This window comes from Pseudomonas sp. CFBP 13710 (genome assembly GCF_014842235.1).
In the GTDB taxonomy this organism is placed as follows: Bacteria; Pseudomonadota; Gammaproteobacteria; order Pseudomonadales; family Pseudomonadaceae; genus Aquipseudomonas; species Aquipseudomonas baltica.
Map to the genome: position 1 here is coordinate 792,662 of NZ_JACYVJ010000002.1, position 19,829 is coordinate 812,490.

The 19,829-nt window shown below is 63.3% G+C and carries 15 protein-coding genes and 1 tRNA gene; 8 read left to right on the forward strand and 8 right to left on the reverse strand.

Annotation, left to right across the window (positions count from 1 at the left end; all coding sequences use genetic code 11):
• Window positions 1-85: 85 nt before the first annotated feature.
• Together IFT44_RS08230 and IFT44_RS08235 are read left to right on the forward strand one after the other, a co-directional pair.
• Window positions 86-1,183 (forward strand): alpha/beta hydrolase, encoded by a 1,098-nt coding sequence (locus IFT44_RS08230; RefSeq protein WP_244652110.1) that lies wholly within the window; start codon window positions 86-88, stop codon window positions 1,181-1,183.
• A gap of 48 nt (window positions 1,184-1,231) precedes the next feature.
• On the forward strand, window positions 1,232-2,359 hold the full coding sequence (locus tag IFT44_RS08235; protein WP_122479031.1) for a catalase family protein: 1,128 nt from the start codon (window positions 1,232-1,234) through the stop codon (window positions 2,357-2,359).
• Between the two features lie 16 nt (window positions 2,360-2,375).
• On the opposite strand, the gene IFT44_RS08240 is transcribed toward IFT44_RS08235, so the two are convergent.
• The 3 genes from IFT44_RS08240 to ydiJ all read right to left on the reverse strand — a co-directional run bounded on the left by IFT44_RS08240 (window position 2,376) and on the right by ydiJ (window position 7,470).
• The gene (locus tag IFT44_RS08240; RefSeq protein WP_192175723.1) at window positions 2,376-3,533 is read right to left on the reverse strand and encodes a PAS domain-containing sensor histidine kinase; all 1,158 of its coding nucleotides are present in this window, start codon (window positions 3,531-3,533) and stop codon (window positions 2,376-2,378) included.
• Entirely contained in the window at window positions 3,530-4,345 is an 816-nt protein-coding gene (locus IFT44_RS08245) for an alpha/beta fold hydrolase (protein WP_192175724.1), read from the reverse strand. Before IFT44_RS08245 ends, IFT44_RS08240 begins: the two co-directional genes overlap by 4 nt.
• Before the next feature lie 95 nt (window positions 4,346-4,440).
• Entirely contained in the window at window positions 4,441-7,470 is a 3,030-nt protein-coding gene (gene ydiJ, locus IFT44_RS08250) for a D-2-hydroxyglutarate dehydrogenase YdiJ (RefSeq protein ID WP_192175725.1), read from the reverse strand.
• Window positions 7,471-7,673: 203 nt separating this feature from the next.
• On the opposite strand from ydiJ, the gene IFT44_RS08255 reads away from it, so the two are divergent.
• The 3 genes from IFT44_RS08255 to IFT44_RS08265 all read left to right on the forward strand — a co-directional run bounded on the left by IFT44_RS08255 (window position 7,674) and on the right by IFT44_RS08265 (window position 10,183).
• Entirely contained in the window at window positions 7,674-8,579 is a 906-nt protein-coding gene (locus tag IFT44_RS08255) for a LysR substrate-binding domain-containing protein (RefSeq protein WP_192054026.1), read from the forward strand.
• 181 nt (window positions 8,580-8,760) lie between these two features.
• Window positions 8,761-9,894 carry a metallophosphoesterase gene (locus tag IFT44_RS08260; RefSeq protein ID WP_192175726.1) on the forward strand — a complete coding sequence of 378 codons (1,134 nt, stop codon included), beginning with the start codon at window positions 8,761-8,763 and terminating at the stop codon, window positions 9,892-9,894.
• Between the two features lie 79 nt (window positions 9,895-9,973).
• On the forward strand, window positions 9,974-10,183 hold the full coding sequence (locus IFT44_RS08265) for a DUF2945 domain-containing protein (RefSeq protein ID WP_192136517.1): 210 nt from the start codon (window positions 9,974-9,976) through the stop codon (window positions 10,181-10,183).
• A 203-nt stretch (window positions 10,184-10,386) separates the two neighbouring features.
• Here the strand turns inward: IFT44_RS08265 and yghU are convergent, their stop codons facing one another.
• Window positions 10,387-11,226, reverse strand: coding sequence for a glutathione-dependent disulfide-bond oxidoreductase (yghU, locus tag IFT44_RS08270; RefSeq protein WP_192175727.1), 840 nt, complete (start codon window positions 11,224-11,226; stop codon window positions 10,387-10,389).
• A gap of 272 nt (window positions 11,227-11,498) precedes the next feature.
• Between yghU and IFT44_RS08275 the strand changes: the two genes are divergently transcribed.
• From IFT44_RS08275 to IFT44_RS08285, 3 genes are all read left to right on the forward strand, one after another.
• Window positions 11,499-11,573, forward strand: a tRNA-Gln gene (locus tag IFT44_RS08275).
• A gap of 259 nt (window positions 11,574-11,832) precedes the next feature.
• Window positions 11,833-14,448 carry a PAS domain-containing protein gene (locus IFT44_RS08280; RefSeq protein ID WP_342214275.1) on the forward strand — a complete coding sequence of 872 codons (2,616 nt, stop codon included), beginning with the start codon at window positions 11,833-11,835 and terminating at the stop codon, window positions 14,446-14,448.
• Window positions 14,449-14,486: 38 nt separating this feature from the next.
• The gene (locus IFT44_RS08285; protein ID WP_192175728.1) at window positions 14,487-15,728 is read left to right on the forward strand and encodes a PrpF domain-containing protein; all 1,242 of its coding nucleotides are present in this window, start codon (window positions 14,487-14,489) and stop codon (window positions 15,726-15,728) included.
• Between the two features lie 37 nt (window positions 15,729-15,765).
• Here IFT44_RS08285 and dctM read toward each other — a convergent pair whose 3' ends face one another.
• The 4 genes from dctM to IFT44_RS08305 all read right to left on the reverse strand — a co-directional run bounded on the left by dctM (window position 15,766) and on the right by IFT44_RS08305 (window position 19,781).
• Window positions 15,766-17,049 (reverse strand): C4-dicarboxylate TRAP transporter large permease protein DctM, encoded by a 1,284-nt coding sequence (gene dctM / locus IFT44_RS08290; RefSeq protein ID WP_122479017.1) that lies wholly within the window; start codon window positions 17,047-17,049, stop codon window positions 15,766-15,768.
• Complete coding sequence (locus IFT44_RS08295) at window positions 17,049-17,681, reverse strand: TRAP transporter small permease (RefSeq protein WP_185793792.1); 633 nt, start codon at window positions 17,679-17,681, stop codon at window positions 17,049-17,051. The genes dctM and IFT44_RS08295 overlap by 1 nt, the downstream gene beginning before the upstream one ends.
• Window positions 17,682-17,783: 102 nt before the next feature.
• Window positions 17,784-18,782, reverse strand: a complete 999-nt coding sequence (locus IFT44_RS08300) for a TRAP transporter substrate-binding protein (protein WP_192175729.1) — start codon at window positions 18,780-18,782, stop codon at window positions 17,784-17,786.
• A 174-nt stretch (window positions 18,783-18,956) separates the two neighbouring features.
• Entirely contained in the window at window positions 18,957-19,781 is an 825-nt protein-coding gene (locus IFT44_RS08305) for an HpcH/HpaI aldolase/citrate lyase family protein (protein ID WP_192103747.1), read from the reverse strand.
• Between the last annotated feature and the right edge of the window lie 48 nt (window positions 19,782-19,829).

Consider the following 19,829-nt stretch of genomic DNA (forward strand, 5'->3'; position numbering starts at 1 on the left):
CGCGAGTCGGGAATTTTGGAACATCACGTTGCTGTCAGCGGCCTGATATTTCGTAACGTTCCCACTCTCGTGCGAGGCAATGACAATGATCAAGACTGACCGTAAATGGATGGTGGCGCTGTGCGCCGCCGGCGTGGCAATGGCGTTGAGCGGTTGCGCTCGCGATCCAGAAAAACGCTCGGTTTCCGAACTCGCCGTGAGCGGCACCAAGAGCATGTTCCGTACCGATTCGGACATGCAGACCGTCCTGAACAAATTCGCCAGCTTCGATGCCAAGGCCGTGGAGAAGATCACGGCAGTCGAGGCACGGCAGCAACCTACCATCGCCGACGCCGTGAAAGGCGTTCTAGCCGATGAGAAACGCGACAGCACCCCGACTGCACTGGTCCCCGGCGTCACCACCCGTGACATCACCGTACCTGGCGCCGCAGGCTCTTTGCCAGCAACCGTCTACACGCCTGAAGGCACCGGCCCGTTCCCGGTGGTCCTGTATTTCCACGGCGGTGGCTGGGTGTTTGCCGATCGCAAGGTGTATGACGGCGGCGCACGCGGGATCTCCAAGCAAGCCAATGCCGTGGTCGTCTCCGTGGACTACCGCCGCGCGCCCGAAAACAAGTTTCCTGCAGCTCACGAAGATGCACTGGCGGCCTATCGCTGGTTGAGCAAGAACGCCGCGTCGCTCAACGGTGATGCGAAACGCCTGGCCCTGGCCGGTGAAAGCGCTGGCGGCAACCTTGCCGTGGCAACCGCCGTGGCCGCACACAAGGCCGGGTTGACCGCACCCAAGCACGTGCTGTCGGTGTATCCGGTCGCTCAGTCCAATACCGAAACCGAGTCCTATCGCAAATACGCCGACGCCATGCCCCTCAACCGTCCGATGATGCTGTGGTTCATCGACAACGTGACCAAGGGTCCGGCCGACGTGAAGGATCCACGTATCGACCTGGTGCATGCCAACCTCAAGGGCCTGCCACCGGTGACCGTGATCAACGCCGAGATCGACCCACTGCGTGACGATGGTGCCCAGCTGGAACAGGCGCTGCGTACTGCAGGCGTCAGCGTCGAGCGCAAGGTCTATCCAGGCGTGACCCACGAATTCTTCGGCACCGCAGCCGTGGTGAAAAAAGCCGAAGAAGCGCAGGCCTATGCCGGTGAGCGTCTGAAAGCCGACCTGGCCAAATAACAACAACATCCACCGTGATAAAGACCTGAACCGAGCCGAGGTGTGCACATGAGCCATTCTTCAGACACTCAATATCCAGACAGTCAATTGCCAGACAATCGACTGACCGTCACTCCGCTGGTATTTCAGCCCTCATTCGAGCAGGTGCCCGACGACGAGGAAGACACCAGCCGAGAGCTGACAGAAGTGATGCGCAGCATTCTGGACACGACGTTCGAAGATGGCGGCCACGCGTTGCGTGGCGTGCATGCCAAGGCTCATGGGTTGGTACGCGGGCACGTCACGGTGCTCGATGGTCTTCCTGCGCCGTTGGCGCAGGGGGCTTTTGCCACCCCTGGAAGGTTGCCTGTAGTAATGCGTTTTTCTACCAATCCCGGTGATCTGCTGGACGACAAGGTTTCGACCCCACGGGGCCTTGGCTTGAAGATCGTTGGGGTACAGGGTGCACGTTTGCCGGGCAGCGAGGGAGACGTCACCCAGGATTTCGTCATGCAGAACGCCAAGGCGTTCACGGCAGCCACGCCCAAGGCTTTCCTGAAGAATCTCAAGCTGCTGGCCAAGACCACCGACAAAGGGCCGGGCCTGAAGAAAGCCTTTTCGGCACTTCTGCGCGGTGTGGAATCGGTGATCGAAACCATGGGCGGCGAGAGCGGCACGCTGAAGAGCATGGGTGGGCATCCGCTGACCCATGTGCTCGGTGAAACCTTCTACAGTGTGGTGCCGTTTCTGTATGGCGAGCATTACGCCAAGCTGGCGGTAGTGCCGGTGGCACCGTCGCTGACCGAGTTGACGGATCAAGCCGTCGACTTGGACGATAAGCCGGACGGCCTGCGTGAAGCGGTCAGTCATTATTTTGCAAGCCATGGGGGTACGTGGGAAGTGCGTATCCAACTGGCCACCGATCTCGACGAAATGCCGATCGAGGACGCTTCGAAAGTCTGGTCCGAAGAATTGAGCCCCTATGTCACTGTGGCGCGTATCGAGGTGCCGGCGCAGGCGGCCTGGAGCGAAGAGGCTATTCAGACCATCAACGAGCAGATGTCATTCAGCCCGTGGCACGGGCTGGCCGCGCACCGTCCTCTGGGTGGCGTCATGCGCGTGCGCAAGCCGACCTATGAAATGTCCGCAGGCTTTCGCGCCCAGCACAACGGCTGCCCCATTCACGAGCCGCGCTGAACCCCTCGGCCTTTGGTCAATGGCCGGCTGACGCGTAGGCGGGAAACCGGGTGGTGAAGGTAGTGCCGGCCTCGGCGCTGGAAACCACCTCGACTATGCCGCCGTGGGCCTTGGCGATCTCGCTGACGATGAACAGGCCAAGGCCCACGCTACGGACTTCGCGACCCGCTTCGGAGCCCCGCGTCATGGGCGAGAAGATCGAGCTCAACTGCGCTTCGTCGATCGCTTTGCCCTGATTGTGTACGGTGATTTCGACCGCGCCCTGGGCTGCCGCGACTCGCACCTCGATCGGAGTGGTGCCATCGCCATAGGTCATGGCATTGGACACCAGATTGCCCAGCAGCTGTGCCAGACGGTCTGCATCGGCCTGGCAGAACAGCGCTTCGTCGCTGGCGCTGAAGACGATCGTCCGTTGCGGGTAGAGCAGGCGCAGTGAATCCACGGCGGCGGCAATGGCACGGTCCAGCTGCACCGGCGCACGGCTGACGGCCAGGCCTTGGCCGATGCGAGCCTGGGTGAAGTCGAGAAGATCGTTGATCAGGCGCTGCGACCGAGCAGTCGCATCGCTTATATGGCCAAGCATGGTGCTCTGGCGCTCGGTCATGTCCAGAGAACGCAAATACTGCGCGGCCATGGACACGACCTGCAGCGGGTTGCGCAGATCGTGGCTGACGATGCCGATCATCTGCTCGGCGAACAGTGCGCGGTCGACCGCCAGTTCCCGTTGCCGATTGAGTTCGTGCTCGAGCACCACATGCCGCTGCAGCGCGTCTTCGGCCTGACGCTTGGCCTGCAGCAGTTCCTGTTCGAAACGGATTCGGTCGGCGACGATGAATGCCGATATCTCGTCGAACACCTGGCCCTGGTGATCGCGGCGACCGGCATTGAGCACCATCGGCGAGACTTTGCCATCGGCCGTCAGAAAGTCCAGCTTGACCTCGGCAATCGAGCGCTGCATTACCAGCAACGGCATCCAGTGCGTTTGATAGAAGATGCGGCCGCCCACGGTGAGCAGCTCCTGCAGCTTGCGCACCCCGATCAGCTGTTCGCGGGTGTAGCCCAGCCAGTGGCAGAAGGTCTGGTTGACCTGAAGGATCAGGCCCTTGTCGTTAGTCAGCAGCAGGGCGCATGGCGCTTGCTGGTAGAGCGCCTCGGCGTCGGGCTCGGCGGTCATGCGTGCAGGCGGCCGCAGGTCTGGGTCAGGAACGTCTGGATGGCGTCGATGCAGGCTGCGGGCTGGCTCAGGTGCGGGCAGTGGCCCTCGTTCTCGATGACCACCATGCGGCAGTCGGTGATAGCTTCGGTCAGGTATTGGCCAACGGCCTTGGGCGCAATGAAGTCGTCCGAAGACTGGATCACCAGCACCGGCTCGCGCAGCTCGCGCACGTCCGCACGGCTATCGGTGAGGAAGGTGACGCGGGCAAAACGCTTGGCGATGTCCGGGTCGGTCTGACAGAAACTGTTGGTCAGCTCGACGCCCAGTTCCGGATGTTCGGGATTGCCCATGATGCTCGGCGCCATGGCACTGGACCAGCCCAGGTAGTTGCTTTCAAGGGTCGCGAGCAGGGCATCGATATCGTCGCGGCTGAAGCCGCCGGGGTAGTCCGCATCGGTAATGTAGCAGGGCGATGGGCCAACCATGGCATGGGCGCCGATCAGTCCGGGGCTGCGCCTGGCGGCCATGGCGCCGGCCATCGCGCCGACCGAGTGACCGATGAACACCACCGGGCCCTCGCCGAACTCCTGGATGATCTCGACGATGTCGTCGGCGTAGCCTTCCAGTGTCGAGTACTTGTCGATGTCATAGGCGCCGACATCCGAATTGCCGCAGCCGACCATGTCGAACAACACGGTCCGGTAATGCCTGGCAAACATCGGCTCGACCAGCCGCCACATGTTCTGGTCGCAGCCAAAACCATGGGCGAACACCAGCGTCAACGGACCTTGGCCCCTGACCACCACATTGTTGCGAGCCTGAACCGACATTCGTGAAATTCCTGTTTTCGCAAGCGAGCATGCGGGGTCAATCGGACCGCTAGTCTACCGGAGCATAGCCACAAGCGTCAGGCTCGCCAGCGCTTTCAAACGGTGTTTTTTCTCACGTGTTCGAGCAACGCCTGCAGCGGGTGACGAACCGTGTGGCCTTCTTCGCGCTTGACCTGGCTGCGGCAGGAGTAACCGTCGGCAAGCAGATTGCCAGCGTCATGATAACGGGCCAGCAATGGCTGCCAGGACTGCCCGTAGATGACCTTGGAGGTGGCGACATTGCGTGCTTCATGGCCGTAGGTACCGGACATGCCGCAACAGCCACTCGCCAGCACCTGCAGGGTCGCGCCCAGACGGCTGAACACCTGTTGCCAATGGGTGATGCTGCCGGGCTCGTTGGTCTTTTCGGTGCAGTGCGGCAACAGCTGGTAGACCCCAGCGGTGCCGGGCCGGTCGGTCTGTGGCAGCACCTGGGCGAGCCACTCCTGGGGCAGCAGTACGGTAGGGGCGTGGTCCTGGCCCAGGGTCTTGGCGTACTCCTGGCGATAGACCAGGGTCATGGCCGGGTCCAGGCCGACCAGGGCGACACCGCTGGCCTGCAATTGGCGCAGTGATTGCGCGTTGTGCCGCGCGGCCTTGTCGAAAGCACCGAGAAATCCCTGCACCTGCAGCGGCTTGCCGTTGGCCGCGAAGGGCGCCAGGTAGATGTCAAAACCCAGTCGTGCGATCAGTTCGAGCCAGTCGGCCATGACCGGTGTGTCGAAGTAACGGGTGAAGGCATCCTGCACCAGGACCACGCTGCGCTGACGCTGCTCGGTGGTCAGCCGGGCGAGCTGCTCGGCGCTCGCCGGGCGTACGTTCCAGTCCCGGCAGTGAGCCTGGAAATCGACCAGGCTGAGCAAAGGGCTGTCGACCATGCCGGCCACGTGTTGCAGCGCATGACGCACCGGCGAGAACGACATGACCGCGTTGTAGGCCCTTGGAAAGCGTGCCAAATACGGAATGCTGAATTCCAGCGAACCTATCAGGTAGTCCTTCAGCGGCCGTAGGTAGCGGCCATGGTAGAGCTGCAGAAAGCGCGAGCGGAATTCCGGCACGTTGACCTTGACCGGGCACTGTCCTGCGCACGACTTGCAAGCCAGGCAACCGGCCATGGCGTCGTAGACCTCATGGGAAAAGTCTTCGCGGCCCATTCGCCGAGCCAGGCTGTTGCGGGCACGTTCGAACAGGCTGCCGCTGGCGGTGTGCAATACGTTGGCGCCGTGCAGGCCCTGCAGGCGCAGCCATTCGCGGATCAGCGAGGCACGTCCCTTGGGCGAATGAATGCGGTTGCGTGTGGCTTTCCATGACGGGCACATGGCGTCGTTCGGATCGAAGTTGTAGCAGGCACCGTTGCCGTTGCAGTGCAACGCACTGTCGTAGCTGCGCCAGACGCGTTCGTCGATGCGGCGATCCAGCTCGCCGCGCAGGGTCACCTCGTCGACCTGGGTCAGGCGCGCACTGGCGACGCTGGCCGGCGTGGCGATCTTGCCGGGGTTGAGCTGGTTGAACGGGTCAAAGGCGGCCTTGAGCGCCTGCAGGGCAGGGTACAGCTCGCCGAAATACTCGGGCACGTATTGCGAGCGCAGGCCTTTGCCGTGCTCGCCCCAGAGCAAGCCGCCGTGGCGCTGCGTGAGGGCCGCGACCTGATCGGAAATGGGCCGGATCAGGGCCGCCTGGCGCGGATCCTTCATGTCCAGGATCGGCCGCACGTGCAGCACCCCGGCATCGACATGGCCGAACATGCCGTATTGCAGGCCGTGACTGTCTAGCAACGCGCGAAATTCGCCGATGTAGGCCGCCAGGTTGTGCGGCGGGACTGCGGTGTCCTCGACGAACGGCTGCGGCCGGGCCTCGCCCTGGACATTGCCGAGCAGGCCGACCGCTCGCTTGCGCATGGCATACACGCGACCCACCGCCAGCGCGCCGACCGCCAGGGTGTGCCCCAGGCGCCGTACCGTGGCGTCCTGTTGCAGGTGGGCGATGAACTGCTCGACACGCTGCTCGACCACGTCCAGGTCGTCGCCGCTGAATTCCACCAGGTTGATGCCCAGGGTCGGCGCCTGCACGTCGGTGGGGAAGTATTCGGCCACGCCATGCCAGACGATGTCGTTCATCGCCAGCAAGAGGACTTTGGAGTCGACGGTTTCGATCGACAGCGGCTGGTGCGCCATCAATGCGTTGGCATCGTTCAGCGCGTCCATGAAGCCGGCGTAGCGCACGTTCACCAGGATCGAATGCTTGGGGATCGGCAGCACGTTCAACTTGGCCTCGACGATGAAGCCCAGCGAGCCTTCCGAACCGCACAGCACGCTGTTCAGGTTGAAACGCCCGTCGGCCTCGCGCAGGTGGGCCAGGTCGTAGCCGGTGAGGCAGCGGTTGAGCTTGGGAAACACCGTGTCGATCAACTCGGCCTGCTCGTCGGCGATGGTCGATGCGCAGCGGTAGACTTCGGCGATCCGCCCGTCGCCATCCCGATTGGCCTGCAATTGCGCGGCATCGAGGGTAAGGCTGTGCAGGCGCTCGCCACCCAGCAACAGGGTGGTCAGTTCCAGCACGTGGTCACGGGTCTTGCCGTAGGTGCAGCTGCCCTGGCCGCTGGCGTCGGTGTTGATCATGCCGCCAATGGTCGCGCGATTCGAGGTCGACAGCTCCGGTGCGAAGAACAGGCCGTGGGGTTTCAGGGCCGCATTGAGCTGGTCCTTGACCACGCCGCTCTGCACCCGCACCCAGCGCTGCTCGACGTTGATCTCCAGCACCTGGTTCATGTGCCGGGAGAGATCCACCACCAGGCCATCGGTCAGCGACTGGCCGTTGGTGCCAGTACCGCCGCCGCGCGGGGTCAGCACAACGCCGCGATGTTCCGGCTGGCTGGCCAGGTGCGCGAGCAGTTGCACATCGGCCTCATGCCGGGGGAACACCGCCGCCTGGGGCAGGCGCTGATAGATCGAGTTGTCAGTGGCCAGGACCGTGCGGGTGGCGTAGTCGTCGACGATCTCGCCCTGGAAACCCGCACCTTCGAGCTGGCGCAGCAGTGCCTGGTAGGGCGCAAGAGGGGCTTTCTGGCGGGACAGTTCGGCGATCATGGCAGGCGGTATCCGGCTGGTTTGAAGGGTCTGCATTCGAAATATGCGGGCTGGCAGTGGGCACTGCTTACCGCGGTCGCTCTGCAGAGAGAGGCCTGCCCATGCTGCAGGTTGCTTGCAACACAGGGGGTGTGGACGTATTTTCGCGAATGCACGACGAGCTGGCAAACGTATATCCTTCGGTTTTTGCATGAGTTCAATGAATGAATCCCAGACGGCTCACGCCCTCCATGTCGTTGTTGCTGGCGTTCGAAGCGGCCGGCCGCCACGGCAGTTTCACTCGGGCGGCGGCCGAGTTGGCCCTGACCCAGAGTGCAGTGAGCCGACAGGTGCAGGCGCTCGAAGCGCTGCTGGAAGTGACGCTGTTCAGGCGTGACGGCAGGCACATCGAGCTGACGGCGGCGGGCGCGCTGTATCAGCACGAACTGGCCGGAGCGCTGGCGCGCATTCGTGGTGCTACCCTGCAGACCATTTCGCACCGTGCCGAGGCCGATACCCTGCACCTGGCGGTGCTGCCGACCTTCGCTTCCAAATGGCTGATGCCGCGGATGGGCGATTTCTACGCTCGCCATCCCGGCAGCCTGGTGCATATCCATTCGAGAATCGTGCGTGGGGACCTGTCCGAAGGCGCGCAGGACATGAGCGCGATCATCTGCGCGGGGTCGGGGCAGTGGCCGGGCTATATGGCGCACCGGCTGCTTTCAGAGAAGCTGGTGGTGGTGGCCAGCCCCAGGGCCCTGCCTGGGCATGCGCACGTGTCGGTGCAGGACGCCGCTCGGCAGCTGTTGCTGGGTGTAGTGTCGCGCCCCCACGCCTGGTCGGACTGGTTCGCCAGCGTCGGGCTGGCAGGGTCGCCGAGCATGCGTCTGGGGCCGAGCTTCGAGCACACCGCGCATCTGATTCAGGCCGTCATCGCCGGCATCGGGATCGGGCTGGTGCCGCGCATCCTGGTGCAGGACGAGATCGCCCAGGGTGAGTTGGTGACCTTGTTCGAACCCATGGAAAGCGGGCGCGGCTACTACCTGGCGTACCCGACGCACAACCAGCAGCTGCCGTCGCTGGTAGCCTTCCGCGAGTGGTTGTTGTCCATTCCATTTCCGGACAGTTGATCGGGTACCCGATCCCCTGTGGGAGCGGTCATCGGCCGCGAAGGGCGCCCTGCGTATTATCTGCCGTACCGCGGCGCTCATTTCGCGGCCACAGACCGCCCCTACATGTTCTGTAGCAACTTCGCCGACCAACCATCGAAGCGGCCAGCTGTCAGAGTGCCACTGACCATGAGGAATAGCCGTGTTTCATATCTATGCGACTGTCGCCTTTCTGTATGTAGCGCTGCGTTTCGTCTACCCGCTGCCCCTGGGCCCTGGCTGGCGCGTGCTGATCGGCCTGGCACTGCTGGCCGCGTCCAAGTACCACATGCTGATCCTCGCCTTCACCGGGACGATGTACTCGCCCGAAGTGCCGTACGCGGTCGCCTATGGCGCCGGGTGGGCCTTCACCGCGTTTGCCCTGTTGTTCGTGTTCGTGCTGGTGCTGGACCTTGGCATCCTGTTCACCCGTCTGGTCCGGCGCCATCGCCCGTCGCGTGAAGCCCTGGTAAAGTGGCGCTGCGGAGTCGCGGCCCTGGCGGTAGCAGTCTCGGGTTTCGGCGTGGCCCAGGCCACCCGCGTGCCGGAGGTGCGTCAGCTGGAGCTGGAGATTCCCGGGCTTGCCGCGTCGATGGACGGCTTCCGGCTGGTGCAGTTGTCCGACCTGCACATCAGCGTGCTGTTTCCCGAGCCCTGGGTGGAAGAAGTGGTCAAGCGCAGCAACGCGCTGTCGCCTGATCTGGTGGTGATCACCGGCGACCTCATCGATGGGACCTTGCAGGCGCGGGCCACCGATGTGCGGCCTTTGGCGCAACTGCGCGCCCGCAATGGCGTGATCGCCATCCCCGGCAACCACGAATACTATTTTGGCAACGAAGGCTGGATGGCCAGATTCCGCGAAGCCGGCATGCACAGCCTGATCAACCAGCATGAAGTGGTTGGCGACGCGCGCGGGCAGTTGGTCATCGCCGGTATCACCGACAAGGTCGCCACCCAGTACGGCGGCAGTGCGCCGGACCTGGAGCTGGCCCTGCGCGGCGCACCGGCCGGGGCACCGATCGTCTTGCTCAACCACCGACCTGCGGGGATCGATGAGGCGATCGCTGCCGGGGTCGACCTGCAGCTTTCCGGGCACACCCACGGCGGGATGATTCGCGGCTTCGACCAGGTAGTGGCCAGGGCCAACGAAGGGTTCGTCTCGGGTTTGTATCGCCGCGCCGGCCTGCAGTTGTACGTCAGCAACGGCAGCGGGTTGTGGAACGGCTTTCCGATCCGCCTGGGCGTGCCGTCCGAGATCACCGAGTTCACCTTGCGTGCGGTACCGTCCGGCCAATGAAACGGCAGCTGATTGGAATCAACGGCGCAGGCCGTACTCACTTGTCTGACGCGTGTTCAATCACAACAGGGGCGAGCAGATGAGCAATGCATTCAAGGTAGGCGATGCGGTGCGCTGGAATTCCGAAGCGGGCGAGATCCACGGCAAGGTGACCAAGGTCCACGTCAAGGATGTGGAATTCATGGGCAAGCACCGCCCGGCGTCCAGGGACGAACCGCAGTACGAGGTGAAGAGCGACAAGACCGGGCATTCGGCGCTCCACCACGCCGGTGCCCTGCACAAGGCGTGATGCGGCGCAGGGCTGTCGGCGATCTGTAGGAGCGGTCTGTGACCGCGAACCGGACAGCGCGGTGGATCAGGCAGTGCGCGGTGCCCTTTTCGCGGCCGCTGACCGCTCCTACAGGTCACTGGCGAGGCATGACGCGGCTTGCGCCGCTGCTACAGGGAGCGCGCAAGCCGCAGGGGGATGCATGCCCAGGGGCAAGCTCGGGGTTATTTGAAATCCGCAGCGCTATGCCGTTCCGGCACTTGGGTCGCTTCATCGCCCCAGGTGCGGTTGACCCGCTGGCCGCGCTGCACGGCAGCGCGTTGTGCGATGTCTTCGGCCCAGCGCTGTAAGTGAGGGTACTCCTCGACCGACAGAAACTGCGCGGCGTCATACAGATTGCCGCGCACCAGTTGCCCGTACCAGGGCCAGATGGCGATGTCGGCAATGGTGTAGTCGGCACCGGCCACATAACGGGTCTGGGCCAATTGCTTGTCCAGTACATCGAGCTGGCGCTTGGCTTCCATGGTGAAGCGATTGATCGGGTATTCCAGCTTCTCCGGTGCATAGGCGTAGAAATGCCCGAAGCCGCCGCCCAGGTAAGGCGCCGCGCCCATCTGCCAGAACAGCCAGTTCATGGTTTCGGTACGGGCGACGGGGTCCGCCGGCAGGAACTCCCCAAATTTCTCCGCCAGATACAACAGGATCGATCCCGACTCGAACACCCGCACGCTTGCGCCTTCGCTGCGGTCCAGCAGCGCGGGAATTTTCGAGTTCGGATTGATTTCCACGAAACCACTGGAGAACTGATCGCCATCGCCGATGCGAATCGGCCAGGCATCGTATTCAGCCTCGGCGTGGCCCAGTTCCAACAGCTCCTCGAGCATGATGCTGACCTTCACACCATTGGGCGTCGCCAGTGAATAGAGCTGCAGCGGGTGCTTGCCCACCGGCAATGGCTGTTCGTGGGTGGCCCCGGCAGTGGGGCGATTGGTCTTGGAAAACTGGCCGCCGGAGTCTGCGTCGTTTTTCCAGACCTTGGGCGGAACGTAGGGGGTAGGGCTCATGCAGTGCGCCTCCTGATGGGCTTGGAGATGTGCCTTCACGGTGCTTGAACACCCGTGCCTGGCGTGGGAAGTATGTGGTGAAGATAGGACTTGGCCCGGGCCGGTACAGTTCATCCCCGTACCGTTCCGGACCCGTTGCAGTACCGTCGAGTAGCAACCAGCTGTTTTTCAAGAATATTTGTTACGCATGGGGTTTCCTGTGGAAAAGAAACCTGATAAATTCCCGCTCGTTCATGCAGAGGCCAGCAATTGGCACTTCTTGCACCGGATACAGGGGCGTCGCCAAGCGGTAAGGCAGCAGGTTTTGATCCTGCCATGCGTTGGTTCGAATCCAGCCGCCCCTGCCATTAACCGGTCACTTGAACCAGCATTCTCGTCCCATCCTCTCTCTACCCACAATATACTGTGCATCGATCCCGTTGATCGCTTCTATTGACGGCACCTCGAACATTGCGTGGCGAAACGCCTGTGGTCGCTACCTTGGCCTTCTGGCACCGCTTGCGTCTGGAACTGTGCGGTCAGGCCACTGCCTATAAGGCATAGCGATGCAACCATTGATATCACCTTGATAGGGTAGTTGGAGGCGTTCTGAATCACACGACAAACGTGGCAACTGCTTCTCAGGTCGAGCGTCTGCGCCGGGTATTGCAAGAAGCAGGCTTCGATCCGGGCGACGCACGGACCCGTGCCGCCCTGGAGCAGCTGCAAGCGTCGGTTCCACATCCAGAGCTCGCAGGCGATGACGCTGAAGGTCTATCGCAGGCCACGAGTGATGCCCGTGAACGAGCGGCCCTCGAAAGCTTCAAGGAAACCCAGGAGCGTTACCGCCTGGCCGTCAAGGCCACCAACGACGCGATCTGGGATTGGGACCTGAGCCGCAACCATGTGGTGTGGAACGAGGCGCTGGAACAGGCCTATGGGCATCCTCTGGCTTCAGTGGAAGGCACTGGCGAATGGTGGATCGAGCACATCCACCCAGAAGACCGCACCCGCGTCGACACTTCCATCCATGCAGTGATAGACGGCACGCTGTCGGCTTGGTCCGGTGAATACCGTTTCCAGCGGCACGATGGCAGCTATGCCGAAGTGCTCGACCGCGGCCATGTGATCCGCAATGCCGAAGGCCAGGCGGTGCGCATGATCGGTGCGATGCTCGACCTGACCCGCACACGCGCTGCCGAAAGCGCGCTGCGCGAAAGCGAAGAGCGCTTCCGCAAGATTCTTGAAAACATCGAATCGGCCTTTGCCATCGTCGAGGTCAAGTTCGACGAGCAGGATCTGCCGGTCGATTACCGGTTCCTGGAAGCCAATCCGGCCTTCGAGCGCCAGGCCGGGGTCAACCTGCGTGGGCGTTGGGTGACCGAATTCGCCCCGGACCTGGAACAGTTCTGGTTCGACACCTATGGCCATGTGGCCAAGACCGGCGAGCCCGCGACGTTCGAGAACTACGCCGAAGCGTTCAAGCGCTGGTTCGATGTGCGGGCGGTGAAGTTCGGTTCCAGCGACGAGCGCATCATTGCCATCATCTTCAGCGACGTTACCGAGCGGCGTAATGCCGAGGAGCGACTGCGCGCCAGCGAGGCCGTGGCCCGGGAAAACATCGAGCGCGTCCAGCTGGCACTGGCGGCCGGGGCCATCATCGGGACGTGGCACTGGCATCTGCCAACCGATCGTTTTGCGGTCGATGAGGGGTTTGCGGCGGCGTTCGGGCTGGACCCGAAACTGGGCCGCGAAGGCCTGAGCCTCGAGACGATCGTGGCCACTGTGCATCCCGATGACCAGGAGGGCTTGGCTGCCGCCATCGATGAAGTGATCCAGCGCGGTGGCAGTTATTCCCATCAGTATCGCGTGCGCCGGGCCGACGGCCACTACTACTGGATCGAAGCCAACGGTCGCGTCGAGAACGATGCGCAAGGCCAGCCACTGCGTTTTCCAGGCGTGCTGATCGACGTCGAGGCGCGCCGCTCGGTCGAGGCCGAGCGCGATCGGGCCCTGTCCGCCTTGCGCGCGCTCAACGATACGCTGGAGCAGCGAGTCACCGAACGCACGGTCAAGCTGATCCAGGCCGAAGAAAAACTGCGCCAGTCGCAGAAAATGGAAGCGGTCGGCCAGCTCACCGGTGGTCTGGCCCATGATTTCAACAACCTGCTGGCGGGCATTTCCGGCGCCCTGGAGCTGATGAGCACGCGCATTGCCCAAGGCCGTTGGATGGAAACCGACAAGTACATCAGCACTGCCCAAGGCGCCACCAAGCGCGCGGCGGCGCTGACCCACCGTTTGCTGGCATTTTCCCGGCGACAGACGCTCGACCCGCGACCCACCGACGTCAACGTGCTGATGGAAGGCATGACCGAGCTGATCCAGCGCACGGTAGGCCCCAGTATTCGCGTGGAGACGGTCGGCGCCATCAACCTGTGGCCGACCCTGGTCGATGTCAGCCAGTTGGAAAACGCGTTGCTGAACCTGTGCATCAACGCCCGCGATGCCATGCCCGATGGCGGTCAGATCACCATCGAGACGGCCAACCGCTGGATGGACCGGGAGGCGGCCCGTACCCATGACATTCCCGAAGGGCAATACCTGTCGGTCAGCGTCACCGACACCGGCACCGGTATGTCGCCGGATATCATCGCCAAGGCGTTCGATCCGTTTTTCACCACCAAGCCCATCGGCCAGGGCACAGGCCTGGGCCTGTCGATGATCTATGGCTTCGCCAAGCAGTCGGGTGGCCAGGTGCGGATCTATTCCGAGCTGGGGCAGGGCACCACCATGCGCATCTACCTGCCACGCTATTATGGCGAGGTCGATGACGAACTGCCGGAAACCCGCGAGTCGCTGGCTGCCGCGGCCCATGCCGGAGAAACCATCCTGGTCGTCGACGACGAACCGACGGTGCGCATGCTGCTGATCGATGTGCTCGGCGATCTGGGCTATACCCTGATCGAGGCGGCGGACAGCCTCGCCGGGCTCAAGGTCCTGCAGTCGGATGTGCGCATCGACCTGCTGATCACCGACGTCGGTTTGCCAGGCGGCATGAACGGCCGGCAGATGGCCGATGCCGGGCGTGAGGTGCGCTCCGACCTCAAGGTGCTGTTCATCACGGGCTACGCTGAAAACGCAGCGATCGGCAACGGCTATCTGGGTCCGGACATGCAGGTGCTGACCAAACCGTTTGCCATGGATACCCTGGCTGCCAGGGTCCGGGAGCTGATGAGCCCTTGAGCCGCGCGTCGTAGCGCAGGCCTTCGCAGGAGTTGTCGATGAACCGATTCGTTGCCACCAAGGCAGATCTGCAACCCGGCTGGCAGTCGCGATGCCGCCTTGGCTCAGTGGAAATCCCCGCGCACTACATGCGTGGCGGTACGTCGACTGGCGTTGTCCTGTGGGAGCCGTTGCTGCCTGCCGACAGCGTGCTGCGCGAGCAGCTGCTGCGCCAATTGATGGGTGTGCCGGCCGTGGGCAGCTATGCCGGCAATCGGCAGATCACCGGCCTGGGCCGTGGCCCGGCGACCAGCAACAAGGTCTTCGTGATGAACACCGAGCGCGTCGGCGACGGTGTCCGTTTGATCAGCACCCTGGCGCAGCTGGCCAGCGATCATGCGCAGATCGACTGGAGCGTCAACTGCGGCAACATGTCCAGTGCGCTGCTGCTGTGGGCGCTGGACATGGAGCTGCTCGAAGCATCGGCCAGTGGCCTCTGCGAAGTCGACATTCGCAATACCAACACCGGCGTGATCACCTCGGCGCGCATGCAGCGTGATGCGCAAGGACGTTTCACCGAAACGGCGATTCCCGGCGTGATGGGTGAGTATCCGGCGGTCGATCTGTTTCTCCATGCACCGGTGGGCAACAAGACCGGTGCCCTGCTGCCGACCGGAGCGGTAATCGACCGCATCGAGGGCATCGAGGTGTCCTGCGTGGATGTAGCGGTGCCGATGGTCATCGTGGAGGCGAGCAGCCTGGGCAAGACCGGCCATGAACCTGTGGCGACACTGGCGGCCGATCAAGCCTTCATGGCCAAGCTGCGTACCCTGTGGACCCAGGCCGGATTGAAAATGGGCCTGCGCCGCAAGGATGGCGTGTTGATGACCGCCGCCGAACTGGCCTGCAGCGAAACCATTCCGAAAATCTGCATCGTCGCCGCCCCACGCGATGGCGGCAACATCGCGGTGCGCTACTTCACGCCTCAGACCGGCCACGCCTCCATGGCCGTATCCGGCGGTTGCTGCCTGGCTGCCGCCTGCCTGCTGCCGGGCACCACTGCCCACCGCGTGGCCTTGGGTATTGCCACACCGGGTGTATCCCTCATGGACATCCAGGTCAGCATCGAAAACCCGGCCGGGCGCCTGGACACCACGGTTGTGGCGGCGTTGGACGCTGGGCATCTGCAGATCCACAGCGCGGCCTACCGCCGCAGCACGCAGGTCCTCATGCGCGGCCATGTGCCGCTGTCCGGGGCTTCGCGTGAACTGCAACAGGCACTGCTCGGCGTTCGATCCTGAGCCACCGAGCCCTGCAGGGCCCGGCAGCAGCGGGTAGCTACGGCATGCCCAGCCAGTTCGGCAGGGCCAGGGAGATGAAGGGCACGTAGGTCACCAGCAGCAGGAACATCAGCAGGATCGACAGCCACGGCAGGGCGGCGCGAATGGTCTGGCCCAGGGTCAGTCCGGTGACGGCCGAGGTGACGAACAGGTTCAGGCCTACCGGCGGATGGACCAGGCCGATCTCCATGTTGACCACCATGACGATGCCCAGGTGAATCGGGTCGATGCCCAGCTCCATGGCGATCGGGAAGAAGATCGGCGCCAGGATCAGGATGATCGCCGAAGGCTCCATGAAGCTGCCGGCCACCAGCAACACGATGTTGACCATGATCAGGAAACCCAGTGGCGTCAGGCCTTCGGACAGCACCCAGTTGGTGATCTGCTGCGGTATCTGTTCGGTGGTCAGCACGTGGGCGAAGAGCATGGCGTTGGCGATGATGAACAACAACATGATCGTCAGCCGGCCCGATTCGAGGAGCACCTTCGGGCATTCGGCGAGGCGCATGTCCTTGTATACGAACAGCGCGATGAACGCCGAGTAGACCGCCGCCACGGCGGCCGCTTCGGTGGGAGTGAACATGCCGCTGTAGATGCCGCCGAGGATGATCACCAGCAACAGCAGGCCCCAGAAGGCACGGCGGGCAGTGCTCAGCCATTCGCGGAAGGTGGCCCTGGGCTGCGCCGGCAGTTTCTTGATTCGCGCAACGATGTAGATCACCACCATCAAGATCACGCCGAGCAGGATGCCCGGAATCACCCCGGCCATGAACAACTTGCCCACCGAGGTCTCGGTGGCCGCCGAATACACCACCATCACGATCGAAGGCGGGATGAGAATGCCCAGGGTGCCGGCGTTGCAGATGATGCCGGCGCCGAACTCGCGTGGATAGCCGGAGCGCACCATGCCGGCTACGGCAATCGAACCGACCGCTGCAACGGTGGCCGGCGACGATCCGGACAGCGCGGCGAACAGCATGCACGCCAGCACCGCAGCGATCGCCAGGCCGCCGCGGATATGGCCCACGCAGGCGTTGGCGAAATCGATCAGCCGTTGTGCCACGCCGCCGGTGGTCATGAAGGCGCCGGACAGCAGAAAGAACGGGATCGCCAGAAAGGTGTAGCTGTCCGAGGTCTCGAACAGTTTGATCGCCAGCGAGCTCAGAGAGTCCTGGCTGAACAGCAGGATCGACACCGCGCCGGACAGGCCCAGCGAAATGGCGATGGGCACGCCCAGGAACATGAACACGAACAGCAGCAGGAACAGGCAGATAACGGTCATCAGCGTTGCTCCTCGCCAGGGTGGGCCAGCTTGCTGGCTTCGGCAGCCTCGTCGGCCAGGCCCAACCCGGTCTGCCGATGGCTGTAGATGCGGTACATGATTTCCAGGTAGCGGGCGATGATCAGGGCGAAGCCGATCGGCACGATCAGCGCGATGTGGCCGACTTCGATGCCGTAGCGATCCAGATCCTCGGCACCGATGCCGGCCACCAGAACCGCCGACACCCACTTGATGCTGGCGACCAAAAACAGGCCGGCATACAGCAGGCAGCAGCCGCAGGCGATCATCGCCAGGACACGCTGGGCCGGCTTGCTGGTTTTCTTGACCAGCACGTCGACTCCCAAGTGGCCGGCAGTACGCACGCCATAGGCGATGCCGAAGAAGATCAGCCAGCCGAACAGTGCTTTGGTCAGCGCGATGCTCCAGGTCATTTCCTGGGCGTAACCCATCAGGTGATCACCGATACCGGCGAACAGATCGCTGCTCCACGCCCATTTGTCGCTGAGGACGTAGAACATCGTGTAGAGGTTGTTGAGCGCGACGTAAGTGAACGTCACCAGTGTCATGGCAGCCAGCAGGAAGGCGATCATGCCTTCTTCGAAACGCTCCCAGACTTGCCTGAGCGATTGCATAGGAATTCTCCGAACGTCGTGAGAGCGACCGCCGCCCACCGGGCAGCCGCGCGTCCATCACCGCTGGCCCTGGCCAGCGGATGCAGGGTACGGGACAGGCGCTTACGAGGCCTTGTTGGAGGCTTCGGCTGCCTTGATCAGGTCGGGTCCGATCTGCTCGGAGAATTTGTCCCAGACCGGGCGCATGGCTTCGCGCCACTGCTCGCGTTGCTCGGCCGTCAGTGGGTCGATCTCACTGGTCTTGGCATCGATGATTTTCTGCCGGGCGGTCTGGTTCAGGGCCTCGGCCTGCTTGTTCACCTCGACGGTGACCTGGTCCATGAGCGTTTGCAGTTCGCCGCGGACATCGTCGGGCAGGCCGTTCCAGAACTTGGAGTTGGTGATCACCATGTAGTCGATCAGGCCATGGTTGGTCTCGGTGAAGAACGGCTGGACCTCATGGACCTTCTGGCTTTCGTAGTTCGACCAGGTGTTCTCGGTGCCATTCACGGTGCCGGTCTGCAGGCCCTGGTAGACCTCGGCGAAACTCATCTTGCGCGGGTTGGCGCGGATCGCCTTGAACTGCTCCTCGAGTACGCTGGAGGCTTGCACACGGAATTTCAGTCCGCGGGCGTCCTTGGGCAGGATCACCTTCTTGTTCGCCGACAGTTGCTTCAGACCGTTGTGCCAATAGGCCAGGCCATGAATGCCCTTGTCGTCCATCGAGGTCAACAGCGCCTTGCCCTGCGGCCCCTGCTGGAAGCGGTCGACCGCAGCCAGGTCATCGAACAGGAACGGCAGATCGAAGATCTGCACCTGCTTGGTGTAGTGCTCGAACTTGGCCAGCGAGGGGGCGAGCATCTGCACGTCGCCCAGCAACAGTGCTTCCATCTCCTTGCCGTCGCCGAACAACGAGGAGTTGGGATAGACCTCCACTTTCACCTTGTCCTTGAGCTTGGGGTCGCCGGCCACCAGTTTCTGGAACAGCAGTGCGCCTTGGCCCTTGGGGGTGTTCTCCGCCACCACATGGGCGAACTTGATGACGACGGGATCGGCGGCCTGGGCCAGGGTTGCCATCGAAACGGCGGCGGCGCAGAGCAGCGCCTGGGTCAGCTTGAACATCGAGATCACCTTGTTATTGTTGTAGGACAATCCATTTTCGGCGGCTGTTTCGAGCCAACCGGCCCGATGCAGCGTAGAAGTGTTTTCAGCTTCAGGGTCGCTCAATCGCGCCTGTGGCGAAAATCTGTATTTGCATAACCCGGCGTTCGGCTCTGGCGAACGCCAATGTGCAGGCTAGCCGCCCGACGATTCCACCAGGCGTCTGGCACGCAGCAGTACCGGTGCATCGATCATCTGGCCATCGAACTGGAAAGCCCCCGCACCTTTCGCAGCCGTACTGGCCGCCAGCACCGCATGAGCCCATTGGAGCTCGGCCGCGCTGGGCGCCAGTGCGGCATGAATGACCGCCACCTGTCTGGGGTGAATGCACAGTGCACCGCCGTAGCCGAGGTTGCGCGCGTGTTCGATGGCGCGTTGCAACCCCGGCGTGTCGTCCAGGGCGGCGAACACACCGTCCAGGGGCGGTAGCAGGGCGGCGGCCCGCGAGTGCAGTTGCACGCTCATGCGGCCCTGATCCAGAAAAGCCTCCGCCGCGGGCGTACCATGGCTCAGGCCCAGATCCAGGGCCAGGTCCAGGCTGCCGAAGCACAGGCGCTGCACCCCGGGGCCATGGGCGATCGCCTGCAGCGCCAGCAAGCCTTTGGCGCTCTCGATGATGGGCCACAACGGTTTGCCGCTCTGGCAGGCCGTGGCGAGTTGCGCGCAGGTCTCGGTCTTGGGCAGCACCACCCCCACCACGCCAGGATTGTTCGCGCAGAAGGCCAGGTCGCTGGCGTGCTGGGCATGCCCTGGGGCATTCACTCGAACCATGACCTGCGCCGTGTCGGTGTGCCGGAGGAAATCTGCAAGGTGCTGACGCGCGTGGGGTTTGAGTGCTTCTTCCACGGCGTCTTCGAAATCGACGATCACCGCGTCGGCGCCAGCGGCCAGGGCCTTGGCGAACCGTTCGGGGCGGCTGCCCGGCACGAACAGCGCCGAGCGAAGGGGAGAGGTCGGCATGGCGCGGATTCCCGTGTTGGTCGTGGCACGCCGCAGCAGGCGGCGGCG